The sequence below is a fragment of the Streptomyces sp. NPDC014894 genome (assembly GCF_043080985.1).
Taxonomy (GTDB): domain Bacteria; phylum Actinomycetota; class Actinomycetes; order Streptomycetales; family Streptomycetaceae; genus Streptomyces.
Genome location: NZ_JBIBWD010000001.1, coordinates 424650 through 440400, shown reverse-complemented (window position 1 = coordinate 440400; position 15751 = coordinate 424650). Strand labels below are relative to the sequence as shown.

At 71.5% G+C, this 15751-nt stretch carries 15 protein-coding genes and 1 riboswitch; of the genes, 4 read left to right on the top strand and 11 right to left on the bottom strand.

The features are described 5' to 3' along the window. Nucleotides 1–51: 51 nt before the first annotated feature. From ACF089_RS01905 to ACF089_RS01890, 4 genes are all read left to right on the top strand, one after another. Complete coding sequence (locus ACF089_RS01905) at nucleotides 52–558, top strand: Lrp/AsnC family transcriptional regulator (protein WP_392020461.1); 507 nt, start codon at nucleotides 52–54, stop codon at nucleotides 556–558. Further along, a complete protein-coding gene (locus tag ACF089_RS01900) occupies nucleotides 543–1931 on the top strand; it encodes an aspartate aminotransferase family protein (RefSeq protein ID WP_392020459.1) in 1389 nt (462 codons plus the stop codon). The genes ACF089_RS01905 and ACF089_RS01900 overlap by 16 nt, the downstream gene beginning before the upstream one ends. 185 nt (nucleotides 1932–2116) lie before the next feature. Then, nucleotides 2117–2845 carry an ABC transporter ATP-binding protein gene (locus ACF089_RS01895; RefSeq protein ID WP_392020456.1) on the top strand — a complete coding sequence of 243 codons (729 nt, stop codon included), beginning with the start codon at nucleotides 2117–2119 and terminating at the stop codon, nucleotides 2843–2845. Continuing rightward, nucleotides 2827–3981 (top strand): hypothetical protein, encoded by a 1155-nt coding sequence (locus ACF089_RS01890; protein ID WP_392020453.1) that lies wholly within the window; start codon nucleotides 2827–2829, stop codon nucleotides 3979–3981. The genes ACF089_RS01895 and ACF089_RS01890 overlap by 19 nt, the downstream gene beginning before the upstream one ends. Before the next feature lie 86 nt (nucleotides 3982–4067). On the opposite strand, the gene ACF089_RS01885 is transcribed toward ACF089_RS01890, so the two are convergent. From ACF089_RS01885 to tsf, 11 genes are all read right to left on the bottom strand, one after another. Continuing rightward, nucleotides 4068–4730, bottom strand: a complete 663-nt coding sequence (locus ACF089_RS01885) for a hypothetical protein (protein WP_392020450.1) — start codon at nucleotides 4728–4730, stop codon at nucleotides 4068–4070. Then, nucleotides 4727–5206: a hypothetical protein gene (locus ACF089_RS01880; protein WP_392020448.1), complete on the bottom strand. Its 480-nt coding sequence runs from the start codon at nucleotides 5204–5206 to the stop codon at nucleotides 4727–4729. Before ACF089_RS01880 ends, ACF089_RS01885 begins: the two co-directional genes overlap by 4 nt. Before the next feature lie 41 nt (nucleotides 5207–5247). After that, entirely contained in the window at nucleotides 5248–6174 is a 927-nt protein-coding gene (locus ACF089_RS01875) for a hypothetical protein (RefSeq protein ID WP_392020445.1), read from the bottom strand. Nucleotides 6175–6463: 289 nt separating this feature from the next. Then, nucleotides 6464–7486 (bottom strand): ABC transporter ATP-binding protein, encoded by a 1023-nt coding sequence (locus ACF089_RS01870; RefSeq protein WP_392020442.1) that lies wholly within the window; start codon nucleotides 7484–7486, stop codon nucleotides 6464–6466. Next, nucleotides 7486–9105, bottom strand: coding sequence for an ABC transporter permease (locus ACF089_RS01865; RefSeq protein WP_392020440.1), 1620 nt, complete (start codon nucleotides 9103–9105; stop codon nucleotides 7486–7488). The genes ACF089_RS01870 and ACF089_RS01865 overlap by 1 nt, the downstream gene beginning before the upstream one ends. Before the next feature lie 161 nt (nucleotides 9106–9266). After that, entirely contained in the window at nucleotides 9267–10370 is a 1104-nt protein-coding gene (locus ACF089_RS01860) for a thiamine ABC transporter substrate binding subunit (RefSeq protein ID WP_392020437.1), read from the bottom strand. Nucleotides 10371–10449: 79 nt separating this feature from the next. After that, nucleotides 10450–10559: riboswitch (TPP riboswitch) on the bottom strand. Nucleotides 10560–10686: 127 nt separating this feature from the next. Next, complete coding sequence (gene rlmN / locus ACF089_RS01855) at nucleotides 10687–11793, bottom strand: 23S rRNA (adenine(2503)-C(2))-methyltransferase RlmN (protein ID WP_190125201.1); 1107 nt, start codon at nucleotides 11791–11793, stop codon at nucleotides 10687–10689. 80 nt (nucleotides 11794–11873) lie between these two features. Continuing rightward, nucleotides 11874–13043, bottom strand: a complete 1170-nt coding sequence (locus tag ACF089_RS01850) for a phosphatidate cytidylyltransferase (protein ID WP_392020433.1) — start codon at nucleotides 13041–13043, stop codon at nucleotides 11874–11876. Then, complete coding sequence (gene frr, locus ACF089_RS01845; RefSeq protein WP_392020430.1) at nucleotides 13043–13600, bottom strand: ribosome recycling factor; 558 nt, start codon at nucleotides 13598–13600, stop codon at nucleotides 13043–13045. The genes ACF089_RS01850 and frr overlap by 1 nt, the downstream gene beginning before the upstream one ends. A 172-nt stretch (nucleotides 13601–13772) precedes the next feature. After that, nucleotides 13773–14570 carry a UMP kinase gene (gene pyrH / locus ACF089_RS01840; protein WP_392020427.1) on the bottom strand — a complete coding sequence of 266 codons (798 nt, stop codon included), beginning with the start codon at nucleotides 14568–14570 and terminating at the stop codon, nucleotides 13773–13775. A 200-nt stretch (nucleotides 14571–14770) separates the two neighbouring features. Beyond that, on the bottom strand, nucleotides 14771–15616 hold the full coding sequence (gene tsf / locus ACF089_RS01835; protein ID WP_392020425.1) for a translation elongation factor Ts: 846 nt from the start codon (nucleotides 15614–15616) through the stop codon (nucleotides 14771–14773). Nucleotides 15617–15751: the final 135 nt, after the last annotated feature.

The window sequence follows — 15751 nt, the reverse complement described above, 5'->3', positions numbered from 1 at the left end:
TCAATAACAACGAATTTCATCGCTTGGGGCTTGCAAGACAGACGAGTCCCGGTGCATGGTGAATCCGTGGCCAGTCGAAGCGCAGACTCCAGGAGCGGCAGCGGATCGTCCCCGACGATCGACGCCGTCTCCCTCGCGATCATCGAACAGCTCCAGGAGGACGGTCGCCGTCCCTACGCCGCGATCGGCAAGGCCGTCGGCCTGTCCGAGGCGGCCGTACGGCAGCGCGTCCAGAAGCTGCTCGACCAGGGCGTGATGCAGATCGTCGCCGTCACCGACCCGCTCACCGTGGGCTTCCGGCGGCAGGCGATGGTCGGCGTCCGGGTCGAGGGCGACCTCGACCCGGTGGCGGACGCGCTGACCGCCATGGCCGAATGCGAGTACGTGGTGATGACCGCGGGCTCCTTCGACCTGATGGTGGAGGTCGTCTGCGAGGACGACGACCACCTGCTCGAAGTGATCAACAAGCGGATCCGCGCGCTCCCCGGTGTGCGGTCCACCGAGAGCTTCGTCTACCTCAAGCTCAAGAAGCAGACCTACATGTGGGGAACCCGATAGCCGTGAGCCAGGACCGCAGCGACCTCTCCAAGACCGCCTACGACCACCTGTGGATGCACTTCACCCGCATGTCGTCGTACGAGAACTCCCCCGTGCCGACCATCGTCCGCGGTGAGGGCACCTACATCTTCGACGACAAGGGCAAGCGCTACATCGACGGGCTCGCCGGCCTCTTCGTGGTGAACGCGGGCCACGGCCGTACCGAGCTGGCCGAGACCGCCTACAAGCAGGCCCAGGAGCTGGCCTTCTTCCCGGTGTGGTCCTACGCCCACCCCAAGGCCGTCGAGCTGGCCGAGCGCCTCGCCCACGAAGCCCCCGGCGACCTCAACAAGGTCTTCTTCACCACCGGCGGCGGCGAGGCGGTGGAGACCGCCTGGAAGCTCGCCAAGCAGTACTTCAAGCTGAAGGGCAAGCACACCAAGTACAAGGTCATCTCGCGCGCGGTCGCCTATCACGGCACCCCGCAGGGCGCCCTGTCCATCACCGGCCTGCCCGCCCTCAAGGCCCCCTTCGAGCCGCTGGTCCCCGGCGCGCACAAGGTGCCGAACACCAACATCTACCGCGCCCCGATCCACGGCGAGGACCCCGAGGCCTTCGGCCGCTGGGCCGCCGACCAGATCGAGCAGGAGATCCTCTTCGAGGGCCCCGAGACCGTCGCCGCCGTCTTCCTGGAGCCCGTGCAGAACGCCGGCGGCTGCTTCCCGCCGCCGCCCGGCTACTTCCAGCGCGTCCGGGAGATCTGCGACCAGTACGACGTGCTCCTCGTCTCCGACGAGGTCATCTGCGCCTTCGGCCGCCTCGGCACCACCTTCGGCTGCGACAAGTTCGGCTACGTACCGGACATGATCACCTGCGCCAAGGGCATGACCTCGGGCTACTCCCCCATCGGCGCCTGCATCATCTCGGACCGCATCGCCGAGCCCTTCTACCAGGGCGACAACACCTTCCTGCACGGCTACACCTTCGGCGGCCACCCGGTCTCCGCGGCCGTCGGCATCGCCAACCTCGACATCTTCGAGCGCGAGGGCCTCAACCAGCACGTCCTGGACAACGAGGCCGCGTTCAAGGCCACCCTGGAGAAGCTGTACGACCTGCCGATCGTCGGCGACGTCCGCGGCAACGGCTACTTCTACGGCATCGAGCTGGTGAAGGACCGGGCCACCAAGGAGACCTTCACCGACGAGGAGACGGAGCGCGTGCTCTACGGCTTCCTCTCCAAGGCGCTGTACGACAACGGCCTGTACTGCCGGGCCGACGACCGCGGCGACCCGGTCATCCAGCTCGCGCCGCCGCTGATCGCCGACCAGACGACCTTCGACGAGATCGAGCAGGTGCTGCGGAGCGTCCTCACGGAGGCCTGGACCAAGCTCTGAGTCCGGCTCCCGACCCGTCGCACACCCGGCCCGGGTGCGCCCATCCGAGTGGATGGAGCGCACCCGGGCCGTGTGTTCACCCGGAGCCCGCATCCGGCTGCCTAGCGTGCGAGTGACCGATCAGCCCCGAAGTCGTTCCCCCGTACGGGGGAACGACGCATCTGATCAGAACCGAGGTGTACGCCATGGCGGCCCCGCCGGACGACGACGCGCTCCGGGCGCGCTCCCTCCACCACGCCCACGCCGGGTCCCCCGCGCTCACCGACGTCTCGCTCGGGGTCGAGGCGGGCGAGGTCCTCGCCGTGTGCGGCCCGCGCGGCAGCGGGAAGACCACCCTGCTGCGCTGTCTCTCCGGACAGACCGTCCCCGACCGGGGCGAGGTCTGGTTCGGCGCCGCCGCCGTCCACGCCCTCTCCCCGCTCCAGCGCGAACGGCTGCGGCGTGAGCGCTTCGGCTGGATCGACCCCGCGCCCACGCTCGTACCGGAACTGACGGTGTGGGAGAACGCCGCGCTGCCGCTGCTGCTGCGCGGCGACCCGCACCGGCTGGCCCGGGCCGCCGCGCTGGACTGGCTGGAACGGCTGGACATCGCCCCGCACGCGCACCGCAGACCCCACGCCCTCACCCAGCCGCAGCGCCAGCGGACCGCCACCGCCCGCGCGCTGATCGCCGTACCGTCGGTGCTCTTCGCGGACGAGCCGACGGCGACCCTGCACCGCGCGGACCGGGCGCTGGTGCTGCGTACGCTGCTCGCCGCGGCCCGCTCGCACCGGATCACCGTCGTCCTCGCCACCCACGATCCGGAGGTCGCGGCGCTCGCCGACCGCACCGTCCCGCTCCTGGACGGCCGGCGGACCGACGCGCCGGACACCGCCGAGGCGGAAGGCCAGGCCGAGTGCTCGCTCTCCGTCTGATCCGAGGGGCCCATCCCCTGGTCCTGCTGCGCAGACTGCTGGTGGCCGCGGCCTCGGCGGGCGTCGGCTTTCTGCTGCTGTGCGCGCTGACCCACGCCCTCGCCCACCCCGGCGACTCCGCCGCCTCGCTGCGCCGGCTGCTCTGGTGCGCGGTGCCGCTCGCCGCCACGGTGCATCTCGCGGTGGCGGTCGCGCGGACGGATCCGGGCACCAGCCCCCGGACCGGACTCTCCGCCGTCGGCCTCGGACCCGGCCGGCTCGCCGTGCTCGCCGCGGTCTCCACCGCCGTGGCCGGAGCCCTCGGCAGCACCGTCGCCCTGCTCTTCTTCCTCCATCTGCGGGGCGATCTGACCGGACTGCCCTTCGACGGGGCCGCGGCCGGGGCGCTCGCCGCGGGACGGCCGCTGCCGACCGGCGCGACCCTGACCCTGCTGGCCCTCGTACCGCTGGCGAGCACCCTCGCGGCCGCCCTGGCCCTGCGCCCGCGCGGGGCGCCCGCCGGGCCGCCGGAGCCGGCCCCGGCTCCCCCGCCGCCACCGGGCGGACTGCCCTGGGGATGCGCGCTGACCACGGCCGGTCTGGCCGTCGGGGCCTACGCGGCGGCGGCCGGCCGGGGCGCGTCGGTGCCGCTGCCCGGACGGCTCGACGCCCATCCGGCGGGCGGTCTGGCGGGCTGGGCGCTCACCGCCGTCGGACTCGCCGTCGCCGGACCCGCCCTCACCCACTTCTGCGGCCGGCTGCTCCAGACCCGGCGGCCGGGCGCGGCCCGGCTGCTCGCGGGGCGGATCCTGATGGCGGAGGCCCGCCGGATCGGCCGCCCGCTGGGCGTGGTCTGCGCGGTCGCCTCGGCGGTGATCACGGCCTGGTCGCTGTACGACACCGGTCCGCACCCCTTCGGTCCGCTGACCGGTCTGGGCGCGGTGCTGGTGATCGCCTGTACGACGGCGACCCTGGCCACCTCGGCCGTGGAGGCCCGCCGGCTCCGCGCGGGCGCGACGGAGGACCTTCGCAGGCTGGGCGCGCCGAGGAGCACGCTGCGGCTGGCGGCGCTGCTGCGGGTGCTGGCGCTGCTGGCGGTGCTCACCCCGGTGACCTGGGCGGTGGCCACACTGGCCGCGGTGCCGCTGAATCGCTGAACCCACCCGACGCCCGGACACCCCGAGTCACGGACACCCCGACTCCCGGACTCACCGAAGTGGCCGCACCGGGCGGCGCGCGGCGGTCAGAGCGCGACCACCTGCGAGCCGACGTTGTTCGCGAAGGCGGTCATCATCCGCTGCGGGACGGTCGTCGAGTTGGTGTCCATGACGGTGCCGGTGTTCACCGGGTTCCTGGCGGGGCAGTTGGCGTCGGTGTACTCGTCGGGGTGCCCGAGCATGTGGCCGAACTCGTGGCCGATGACATTGCCGGTGTCCTGGGTGTCCCAGGTGCCCATGTCGGTGCGCCCCGGGCCCGTCCGCACCCGGACCGTCTGGTGCGGGTCGACCGTCACCCAGTCCACCCCGATCTCCAGCGGACAGGTGCCCTCACCGGCCCGGCCCAGCCCCCACCGGTTGTTCCAGGCGGCTCTGATCCCGTTCTCCCAGGTGGTGCGCAGCGTCGTCATGGTGGCGGCCGTGATCCCGGCGTCCGGGTTCAGCCGGACGCGGACCCAGATCGAGGACCAGGTCTGCTGATACGCCACGTTCCAGCCGAAGACGCACTCGGACCGGGCGAAGGCGATGTCCTGCCGGGCGAGCGACACCAGCCGCTGCCGCAGCGCCCCGCCCTGTACGGCGCTGATGCCGAGCAGCGCCGAGCGCACGCCGATCCGTCCGGTGACTCCGAGGTACTGCCGTGCGATTCCTCTGGTGCTGAGGGCCATGGCTCCCACTTCCGCCGTCACTCGTTCAGCATGCGCCGGGCCAGCCGCGCGAAGGCGCCGACGGCTTCGGCCGTCTCCGGCGGCAGCGGTCTGCCCTGGGTCTCGCGCTGCTCCGGGTCGGCCAGATAGAACAGGGTGGCCCGGTGTCCGTCGACGCGGATGGTGACCGACCCGACCAGCGAGTCCGGCGTGAAGCCGGTCTCCGAGCGCGGAACGAGACCCTCCGTGCTCGCGCCCAGCCGCCGGAACAGCTCGCGGGTCTCCGCGTCTTCCAGGGATCCGGCGCTGTCCCTGGCCCCGGCGCCCCCCGGCTCCCGGGAGTCCTCCCCCCGGGCCCGGGCGCTTCCGGTGCCGGTGAGCGTCACCTCCTCGCTGGTCCGTCGCTCGCCCGGCGTTCCGCCGGACACCCGGTGCTCGATCTCGATCCCGTCGGTCTCCCCCCGGGACACGCGTTCCCTGAACCGGCGGACGGTCTCTTCCTCGGTTGGCTCGGCCATGACTCCCAGCCTTGCTGTACGGGATGGTCGTACGCGGGTGGTCAGCCGAGGCCGACCAGGGCGAGCACCAGTCCGGTGCCCGAGGCCAGCGGGGTGAGGGCCTTGCCCAGAACCGCCCCGAAGGCGGACTCACGGTCGGTCGCCGCCATCGCGTGCCCGCGCGCGGACGAGGTCGTGAGCAGATCCCCCACCCGGATCGGTCCCGTGGACGCCTCCGCCAGGCACCACACCTTGCCGACGACGGCCACGGTCCGCCGCCGCTCCCCGCCGCTCGTCCCGGTCCCCGCGGTGCTCCTCGCGCTCTCGTGCTCGCGGCGGTCGAGGACCAGGGCGGGTCTCCGGTCGCCCGCGCCCGAGACCACACCGGCCACGGTGGTGTCGTAACCCCGCTCGCAGGGCATCAGCGCACCCGCGTCGTCGAGCACCACGACGGTGCCCGGGGAGATGCCCGCCGTACCGGCCGAGCCGTCCGAGACGTCGAAGCGCTCGCCCACGTCGGCGCCGGAGAGGATCAGATCGCCGCTGACCACCACATCGCCGTCGAAGAGGCCGGCGGGCGAGCCGCGTCCGAAGATCCCCGGGCCCCGGTTGGAGAGATGGAATCCGGCGACCGCGGCCTTTCCGGGGCCGTTCGCATGGCCCTTGACGCCGTCGCCGCCGTCCTTGCCCTCGCCGAGCACCCCGGACGATCCGGCCGTGATCGGCGCGCGGGTCTCCCCGTACACGCCGACCCAGGTCTCGCCGATGCCCTGGACGCCGACGGCGGCGCCGGTGCCGTTGACGCCCGCGCCGCCGGTGGTGCTGGTGCTGATGCCCGCGACCCCGTGCCAGGTGCCGCCGTCTCCCCGCAGACCGACGGCCCCGCCCTGGCCGAAGACGGCGATGGCGTCGCTCCCCCGCGCGATGCCGTGGATGGCGGTCTCCTCGGGCAGCGCGGGATCGTTCACTTCATTGCGGAAGGTGGGCATGGGCCGGCTCCTCGAGGAGATCCGAACCGGTCCGGGAGGTCTCGGAGGTCTCACGGCCGTGGCGGCGGCCCGACGGGGCCGGGGCGCGAACGCGGCGGAGAGCGGTACTGCCGTCGCCGCCGCGAGGGCGGCTCACCAGCCGGCCGCGGGAATCGACGTTCCCGGATCGCGGGTGCTGGTGTCGTCCTTCCACGCTGGCACGATTCGCCCGCCCGCGCATGTCGTGGACAGCGGGCACGGCCGGTACGAGGGCTCCCGGAGCCGGGGGCCAAGAGGCCGGGGGCCGGCCTCAGCCGAGCACGACCACCTCGTCCGCGCCGAAGACCACCCCGACCTCGGCCCCCGCCTCGGGCGCGTCCCGCAGCGGCACCTCCGCCTCCAGGGGCGGCCCGTCGAACGGCCGCAGCCGCAGCGCCACATGGCCGCCCCGGAACGTACCCGCCTCGGCGACGCACCGCAGCCCGTCCCCGGCGGCGGCGATCCGCACACCCGCCGGGCGCACCAGGACGTCCCGTACGCCCTCGGGGGAGCCTTCGGGCACCGGGATCCGGCCCCAGACGGTGTCCGCGACCCCGTCGGCGACCGTCGCGGACACCACATTGTCGAAGCCGAGGAAACGCGCCACGAACTCGTCGGCGGGCCGCCGCCACACCTCCAGCGGGGTGCCCGTCTGCGCGATCCGCCCGTCGCGCATCACCACCACCCGGTCGGCGAGCGCGAACGCCTCGCCCTGGTCGTGGGTGACCGCGAGGACCGTGGTGCCGAGCCGGCCGAAGAGACCGCGCAGCTCGATCACCAGCCGTTCGCGCAGCCCCCGGTCGAGCTGGCCGAGCGGCTCGTCCAGCATCAGCAGCCGGGGCTCGGGCGCGAGCGCCCGGGCCAGCGCGACCCGCTGCTGCTCACCGCCGGAGAGGGAGGAGATCGCGCGGCGCGCGCCGTCGGGCAGCCCGACCAGCTCCAGCAGTTCGGCGACCCGGCGCCGCTGCTCGGCGCGGTCCGCGCCGCGCATCCGGAGCCCGAAGGAGACATTGCCGCCCACATCGCGCTGCGGGAAGAGCTGATGGTCCTGGAACATCAGCCCGACCCCGCGCCGGTGCACCGGGGTGTCCGACAGGTCCGCCCCCGCGAGCAGCACCCGGCCCGCGTCGGCGCGCTGGAGCCCGGCGACCACCCTCAGCAGGGTGGACTTCCCGCTTCCGCTGGGGCCGAGGACCGAGACGATCTCATGCTCGGCGACCTTGAGATCCACCGAGTCGAGCGCGGGCCGCGCCCCGAACCGTACGGTCACTCCGTCGAGTGCGAGCAGCGCCATCAGAACTCCCCGGCGGAGGAACCGCGGACCCGGGTCCGCTCCAGCAACAGCAGGGCCGCCGCGCACACGGCCATCAGAATCGTGCTCAGGGCCATCGCCTGTCCGTAGTTGAGTTCGCCGGGGCGGCCCAGCAGTCGGGCGACCGCCACCGGCAGGGTCGGATGGTCGGGGCGGGCGATGAAGACGGTCGCGCCGAACTCGCCGAGGGAGACGGCGAAGGCGAATCCGGCGGCGATCAGCAGCGCCCGGCGGACCAGGGGGAAGTCGATCTCCCGCCAGACCCGCAGCGGTGAGGCGCCCAGCACGGCCGCGGCCTCCCGCAGCCGTCCGTCCACGGCGCGCAGCACGGGGAGCATGATCCTGACGACGAAGGGGACGCCGACCAGGGCCTGGGCGAGCGGCACCAGGATCCAGGAGGCCCGCAGATCCAGCGGCGGCTTGTCGAGGGTGATGAGGAATCCGAAGCCGACCGTGACCGCGGAGACCCCGAGCGGCAGCATCAGCAGCGCGTCGAAGCCGCGTGCCAGCCGGCCGGCCCGGCGGGTGAGCGCGGCGGCGGCGAGTCCGCCGACGACCACCGCGATGGCGGCGGCGACCAGCGCGTACCGCAGGGAGTTCGTCACGGCCTCGATCGGCGGTACGAGGAACGCGCCGCCGCTGTCGTCGAGCACGGTGAGAGCCCGGTAGTAGTCGAGGCCGTAGCCGCCGGGGGTGTCGAAGGAGCGTTCCACCAGCACGCCGAGGGGGGTGAGCAGCAGGAGCGCGATCGTGGCGAGCACCGCGCCGAGCAGGGCGCGCTGCGCCGGGCCCCGGGGGTGCCGCGAGGTGTGGGCGGGGTCGACCAGTTTCAGCGCGGTCTCGCGTCGCCGTACGGTCCGGGCGTGGACGGCGAGCACGGCTCCGACGGCGGCGAACTGCACCAGGGTCAGCACGGCGGCGGTCCGCAGGTCGAGCAGTTGCGCGGTCTGCCGGTAGATCTCCACCTCCAGGGTGGCGAAGGTGGGGCCGCCGAGGATCTGGACGACGCCGAAGGAGGTGAAGGTGAAGAGGAAGACCATCAGGGCGGCGGCGGCCACGGCGGGGGCGAGCGCCGGGAGGGTGATCTGCCGCCAGGCCGTGAGCCGGCCGGCGCCCAGGACCCGGGCGGCCTCCTCCTGGCGGGGGTCGAGCTGGGCCCAGAGTCCGCCGACGGTCCGTACGACGACGGCGTAGTTGAAGAAGACATGGGCGAGGAGGATGGCCCAGACGCTGGTGTCGAGGCGGACGCCCCAGATCTCGTCCAGGAGTCCGCCGCGGCCCAGCAGCGCCAGGAAGGCGCTGCCGACGACGACGGTGGGCAGGACGAAGGGCACGGTGACCGCTGCCCGGAGCAGCCGTTTGCCGGGGAAGTCGTAGCGGGCGAAGACATAGGCGCCGGGGAGCGCGATCAGCAGGGTGAGCGCGGTGGAGGCGAGCGCCTGCCAGGTGGTGAACCAGAGGACGCGCTGGAGGTCGGCGCGGCCCAGCACCTCGGCGATCCGGTCGAACTGCCAGGTCCCGCCGTCCCGGAGGCCCCGGCCGACGATGGCGGCGACGGGGTGGGCGAAGAAGACGGCGAAGAACGCGAGCGGTACGGCCATCAAACCGAACCGCACGGCGTTCGCGCGGAACCGGGCGCGGAACCGGGCCGGGGCCGGGGCCCGGGTCCGGGCTCCCTCGCCCGGCGGGGCTCCGTCGCCGGGCGGGGCCTGGACCCCACCCGGCGACGGGGTCCGTACCCCGGGCCCGCTGTCGGGCCCGGTCACTTCACGACGAGCGAGGACCACGACCGAACCCACTGCTCACGGTTCTCGGCGATCTTGTCGGGGGCGACGGTCAGCGGCTTGTCGACCACCGCGCCGAACTCGGTGAACAGCTCGGGCAGCTTCGCCCCCTTCACGACCGGGTTGACGAACATGTTCAGCGGCATGTCCTCCTGGAAGGTCTTGGAGACCATGAAGTCCAGCAGGGCCTTGCCGCCCGCCTCGTTCTTCGCGCCGGTCAGCAGTCCGGCGAACTCGATCTGGCGGAAGCAGGTGCCGGTGGCGACCCCGGTGGGGGCCTCGGTCGGCTTCGGGTCGGAGTAGAGGACCTCGACGGGCGGGCTGGAGGCGTAGGAGACGACCAGGGGCCGGTCGGCCTTGGCCTTCTTGCCGCCGGCCGAGCCGGAGAACTCCTCGTTGTAGGCCTGGTCCCAGCCGTCGACCACGGTCACGCCGTTGTCCTTGAGCTTCTTCCAGTAGTCCTGCCAGCCGGAGCCGGAGTCGTCGCCGTAGCGCGCGACGGTGCCGAGGAGGAAGCCGAGGCCGGGCGAGGAGGTGGCGGCGTTCTCCACCACGAGGAGGTTCTTGTACTCGGGCTTGATCAGATCGTCGAAGGTCTGCGGGGGCGCGAGCTTCTTGTCCTCGAAGTACTTCTTGTCGTAGTTGACGCAGACGTCGCCGGTGTCCACCGGCGTCACCCGGTGCTTGTCCGCGTCGAGCTGGACCTCGGGGACCACCTGGTCCAGGCCCTTGGCCTCGTACGGGGTGAAGAGGCCGTTGTCGAGGGCGCGGGAGAGCAGGGTGTTGTCGACGCCGAAGAAGACGTCGCCCTGCGGGGAGCCCTTGGTGAGGATCTCCTTGTTGAGCGCGGCGCCCGCGTCGTCGCTCTTGAGGACCTTGACCTTGTAGCCGGTCTCCTCGGTGAACCGCTTCAGCACGGAGTCGGAGGCCGCGAAGGAGGAGTGGCTGACGAGCGTCACGGTCTTGGACCCGGCGCCGCCGGTGCCGGAGTCCTGGTCGGACGAGCCGCCGCCGCAGGCCGCGAGCGCGGTGACGCCCAGCGCCGCGGCGATCGCGGTGACGGTGATCTTCTTGGTTCTCACTGAGATTCCTCCTGGAGTGACCAGGAAGAGACGCGGCCCCGCCCGGTCCTCGAAGGAGAATCCGGGCAGGGCGCAACAGCTTGAGTAACGACCGAACTTCCTACCCAGAATGACCTGGGCGAGGTTCAGAGGGTCTGCGGTCTGTGGGTACCGCACTCTCAGCGCTGTGGCGCTCCCCTGTCGGAAAAAATATGAAGATGTCATCCATGTGGATGTTCGAGCCCCAGGGTACAAGGTCGGCCGCCGGGGGCGGCAGCCCCCGGGCGGGCGCGGACCGAGGCCGCCGGCCCCGGTCGCGCCGTCGCGGGGATCCGGCTCAGCGCTCGGCGGCGGCGAGCTGGCCGCACGCCCCGTCGATCTCCTGCCCCCGGGTGTCACGCACGGTGACGGGCACTCCATGGGCGGCGATGGCCTCGACGAACGCCTTCTCGTCCTCCGGGCGGGAGGCGGTCCACTTGGACCCGGGCGTGGGATTGAGCGGGATCAGATTCACATGGACCCGCTTGCCCTTGAGGAGACGGCCGAGCAGATCGCCGCGCCAGGCCTGGTCATTGATGTCGCGGATCAGGGCGTACTCGATGGAGACCCGGCGGCCGGACTTCTCCGCGTACTCCCACGCGGCGTCCAGGACCTCGCGGACCTTCCAGCGGGTGTTCACCGGGACGAGGGTGTCGCGCAGCTCGTCGTCCGGGGCGTGCAGCGAGACGGCGAGACGGCATTTGAAGCCCTCGTCGGCGAAGCGCAGCATGGCGGGGACCAGGCCGACCGTCGAGACGGTGATCCCGCGCTGGGAGAGGCCGAGCCCGTCGGGCTCGGGGTCGGTGAGGCGGCGGATGGCGCCCACGACCCGCTTGTAGTTGGCGAGGGGCTCGCCCATGCCCATGAAGACGATGTTCGACAGGCGCGCGGGGCCGCCGGGGACCTCTCCGTCGCGCAGGGCGCGCATGCCGTCCACGATCTGGTGGACGATCTCGGCGGTGGACAGATTGCGGTCCAGGCCCGCCTGTCCGGTGGCGCAGAAGGGGCAGTTCATCCCGCAGCCGGCCTGCGAGGAGATGCACATGGTGACCCGGTCCGGGTAGCGCATCAGCACGGACTCGACGAGGGTGCCGTCGTGCAGCCGCCACAGCGTCTTACGGGTGGTGTCGTCGTCGCACGAGACATGGCGCAGGACGGACATCAGATCGGGAAGCAGCTCGGAGGCCAGCTTCTCCCGCGCGGCGGCCGGGATGTCGGTCCACTGGGCCGGGTCGTGGGCGTACCGCGCGAAGTAGTGCTGTGAGAGCTGCTTGGCGCGGAACGGCTTCTCGCCGATCGCGGCGACGGCGTCCTTGCGCTCGGCGGGCGTGAGGTCGGCGAGGTGCCGCGGGGGCTTCTTGGCTCCGCGGGGCGCGACAAAGGTCAATTCTCCGGGCTTGGGCATGGTCTCTCCAGTGTCGCAGAGATACGACAAGGGGCTCGCCACCCCTGTGGATAACGAGCCCCTCATAGAGAAACAGCAGGTCAGCCGCTGCCTACAAAGATCACCAACAGCAGCCAGACCACCGGAGCGGTGGGCAGCAGCGAGTCCAGCCGGTCCATGATGCCCCCGTGTCCGGGGAGCAGCGTGCCCATGTCCTTGATCCCGAGGTCGCGCTTGATCATGGACTCGCCCAGATCGCCGAGGGTGGCGCTGGCCGCGACCGCGAGCCCCAGCAGCAGGCCCTGCCACCAGTGTCCGCCGTCGATCAGGAACTCCATGAAGAGCGCGCCCGCAGCCATCGCGAAGCCGATCGCCCCGAAGAGTCCCTCGCGGGTCTTTCCGGGGCTGATGCGCGGGGCGAGCTTGCGCCTGCCGAAGCGCCAGCCCACCGCGTACGCGCCGGTGTCGCTGACCACGGTGAGCGCCAGGAAGGTGAAGACCCGCCACGATCCGTCGTCCGCCGCCAGCATCAGCACCACGAACGTGGCCAGGAACGGCACGTAGAACGCGGCGAAGACCCCGGCGGTGACATCCCTGAGATAGCCCTCGGGGGGATCGGTCATCCGCCACACCAGCACCGCGAGAGCGGTGAGCGCCATGGCCACCCAGGCGCCCTCCGCGCCGCGCAGATACCCGGCGACGACCATCGCGGCGCCGCCGAGCGCGAGCGGGACCAGGGGCGCCTTGATCTGCTTGCGCTCCTGGAGCCGGGAGGTCAGCTCCCACAGCCCGACGACCACCGCGACCACGATGACCCCGACGAACACGGCGCGGACGATGAAGAGCGAGGCGACGATGACCGCGCCGAGCCCGACGCCGACTCCTATGGCCGCCCGGAGGTCCCGCCCGGCGCGCTTCTTCTCGCGGGCGGTCCGGTTCGCCGCGCCTCTGCCCCGTCCGCGCTGCGGCGGACCGGACCCCGGCGTGGGCGGCTCGTCCATGGGCTCCTGCGGGAACTGGTCGTGGGCCGGGGGGCCGCCGCGCCGAGCGGGCCCCCGGTCGCGGCGGTCACGGCCGTGACCGCCGCGGTCGTCGCTGTCTTCGGCGTCTCTACCTGCGCCGGGAAAGTCCGGAACGATGGGCATGGGCCGAGTCTGCTGTGCGACATGCTCATCGTATGCGGGACCCGCCGAGGCGGGGCCCTGGTCGGACGGTCGCCGGCCCCCGACGTAGTCGGCCCTCGGCGGGGCCCCCCAGGAAGAGTCGTTCATCAGACTTCGAGCAGCTCGGCTTCCTTGTGCTTCAGCAGCTCGTCGACCTGCGCCACGTACTTCGCCGTGGTGTCGTCGAGCTCCTTCTCGGCGCGACGGCCCTCGTCCTCGCCGACCTCGCCGTCCTTGACGAGCTTGTCGATGCCTTCCTTGGCCTTGCGGCGCACGGAGCGGATCGAGATCTTCGAGTCCTCGGCCTTGCTCTTGGCGACCTTGATGTAGTCGCGGCGGCGCTCCTCGGTCAGCTCGGGGAACGTCACTCGGATGATGTTGCCGTCGTTGCTCGGGTTGACGCCGAGGTCCGAGTCGCGGATCGCCTGTTCGATGTTGCGCAGCGCGCTCTTGTCGAACGGGGTCACCACGGCCATCCGCGGCTCCGGCACCGAGAACGAGGCGAGCTGGTTGATCGGGGTCAGCGCGCCGTAGTAGTCGGCCACGATCTTGTTGAACATCGCCGGGTGCGCACGGCCGGTGCGGATCGCGGCGAAGTCCTCCTTGGCGACCACGACGGCCTTCTCCATCTTCTCCTCGGCCTCGAGGAGGGTCTCTTCGATCACCACTTGCTCCTGCGTGTCTTGAGTAGGCTGCCGTTCCCCCGTGCCAGTGGCCACGGGAAAAATGCCTGGGCCGGGCGGAACTCTGTCGCGTCTTCCCCTGCACGGTGTCCGACCGGCAGGAGTTTGTCTATCCCCGGACGGCCGTCCCCGGCCATCACTGGAGTCCCGGGAGTCAGGTCCGGGTGCCCTGGTCGCTCACCAGCGTGCCGATCTTCTCACCCTTGACGGCCCGCGCGATATTGCCCTCGGTGAGAAGCTCGAAGACGAGGATCGGCAGGGCGTTGTCCCGGCAGAGGGTGATGGCGGTGGCGTCCGCGACCCGAAGGTCCCGGGTGATCACCTCGCCGTACTCCAGCGCGTCGAACTTGACCGCGTCGGGGTTGGCCTTGGGGTCGGAGTCGTAGACCCCGTCGACGCCGTTCTTGCCCATCAGCAGGGCCTCGGCGTCGATCTCCAGAGCACGCTGGGCGGCCGTGGTGTCGGTGGAGAAGTAGGGCATGCCCATGCCGGCGCCGAAGATGACGACCCGGCCCTTCTCCAGATGGCGCACGGCGCGCAGCGGGATGTAGGGCTCCGCGACCTGGCCCATGGTGATGGCGGTCTGGACCCGGGAGTCGATGCCCTCCTTCTCCAGGAAGTCCTGGAGGGCGAGGCAGTTCATGACGGTGCCGAGCATGCCCATGTAGTCGGAGCGGGCCCGGTCCATGCCCCGCACCTGAAGCTCGGCGCCGCGGAAGAAGTTTCCGCCGCCGATGACGATCGCGATCTGAGCACCGTCGCGGACGACCGCGGCGATCTCACGGGCGATCGCGTGCACCACATCGGGGTCGACGCCGAGTCCTCCGCCGCCGGAGAACGCCTCGCCGGAGAGCTTCAGCATGAAGCGCCCGGCCGCCTTCTTCACGTCATGCTTCCCGTCGTGGTCGCTGTTGTCGCCGGCTGCCTGGTTGGCGTCCGCGCCGTTGTTCATGGAGATCTCCTCGTACACATACGAAGAAGGCCATTGCCGCCTGGGTGCTGGTGTCCCTGTCGGCAATGGCCTCCTCGTCAGAACTGCGGTCGTCCGGCGCTTTGACAACGCCGCGGTGCCGCATGACACACGCGGCCGTTGACAGCGTGGGAAACCCTAGCGGGATCCCGGGCCGATCGCGTACTCGCCGTAACTCTCGCTCAGGCGCCGACGCGGATGCGCGCGAAGCGCGTCAGCGTGACACCGGCCTCGTCAAGAACCTTCTTGACGGACTTCTTGTTGTCCTTCGCGAACGGCTGGTCGAGGAGGGTGACCTCCTTGAAGAAGCCGTTGACGCGACCCTCGACGATCTTCGGGAGGGCGGCCTCGGGCTTGCCCTCCTCGCGCGAGGTGGCCTCGGCGACGCGGCGCTCGTTCTCGACGACGTCGGCCGGCACCTCGTCACGGGTGAGGTACTTCGGCGCGAAGGCGGCGATGTGCTGCGCGACGTCCTTGGCGATGACGTCGGCGCCGTCGGCCGCCTTGTCCAGCTCGACCAGCACGCCGACCTGCGGCGGGAGGTCGGGCATGGTGCGGTGCATGTAGACGCCGACGTAGCCGCCGGTGAACTGGGCGAAGCGCTCCAGGACGATCTTCTCGCCGAGGTTGGCGTTGGCCTCGTCGACGTACGCCTGGACGGTCTTGCCGGGCTCGATCTCGGACGCGAGCAGCGCGGCGAGGTCGGCCGGGGAGGACGCGGCGACGTGCTGGGCGAGCGTGTTGGCGACGGCCTGGAACTTGTCGCCCTTGGCGACGAAGTCGGTCTCGCACTTCAGCTCGAGCAGAACGCCGGAGGTCTTGTCCTCGGAGATGAGGGAGACGACGGCGCCGTTCTCGGCACTGCGGCTCTCGCGCTTGGCCACGCCCTTCTGGCCCTTGACGCGGAGCACCTCTACGGCCTTGTCGACGTCGCCGTCGGCCTCGACCAGCGCCTTCTTGCAGTCCATCATGCCGGCGCCGGTCAGCTCGCGGAGCTTCTTGACGTCAGCGGCGGTGTAGTTCGCCATGTCCTTGAGTCTCTTCTCGAAAAGTCGAAATTTCGAAGATCGGTCGCAGTTCGGAGAGTCTGACGACGATCTACGGGTGCGCGGCGGGGGCCGGTGTCAGTGCCACCGTCCCCCGCCGTTCACCTACCGAAGCTG

Bases quoted from the DNA above. Each gene is read 5' to 3' on its own strand.
- ACF089_RS01895 (WP_392020456.1), top strand. From the start codon at position 2,117: ATGGCGGCCCCGCCGGACGACGACGCGCTCCGGGCGCGCTCCCTCCAC.
- ACF089_RS01880 (WP_392020448.1), bottom strand. From the start codon at position 5,206: ATGGCCGAGCCAACCGAGGAAGAGACCGTCCGCCGGTTCAGGGAACGC.
- ACF089_RS01875 (WP_392020445.1), bottom strand. From the start codon at position 6,174: ATGCCCACCTTCCGCAATGAAGTGAACGATCCCGCGCTGCCCGAGGAG.
- ACF089_RS01870 (WP_392020442.1), bottom strand. From the start codon at position 7,486: ATGGCGCTGCTCGCACTCGACGGAGTGACCGTACGGTTCGGGGCGCGG.
- ACF089_RS01865 (WP_392020440.1), bottom strand. From the start codon at position 9,105: ATGGCCGTACCGCTCGCGTTCTTCGCCGTCTTCTTCGCCCACCCCGTC.
- rlmN (WP_190125201.1), bottom strand. From the start codon at position 11,793: ATGCCCAAGCCCGGAGAATTGACCTTTGTCGCGCCCCGCGGAGCCAAG.
- ACF089_RS01850 (WP_392020433.1), bottom strand. From the start codon at position 13,043: ATGAACGACTCTTCCTGGGGGGCCCCGCCGAGGGCCGACTACGTCGGG.
- pyrH (WP_392020427.1), bottom strand. From the start codon at position 14,570: ATGAACAACGGCGCGGACGCCAACCAGGCAGCCGGCGACAACAGCGAC.
- tsf (WP_392020425.1), bottom strand. From the start codon at position 15,616: ATGGCGAACTACACCGCCGCTGACGTCAAGAAGCTCCGCGAGCTGACC.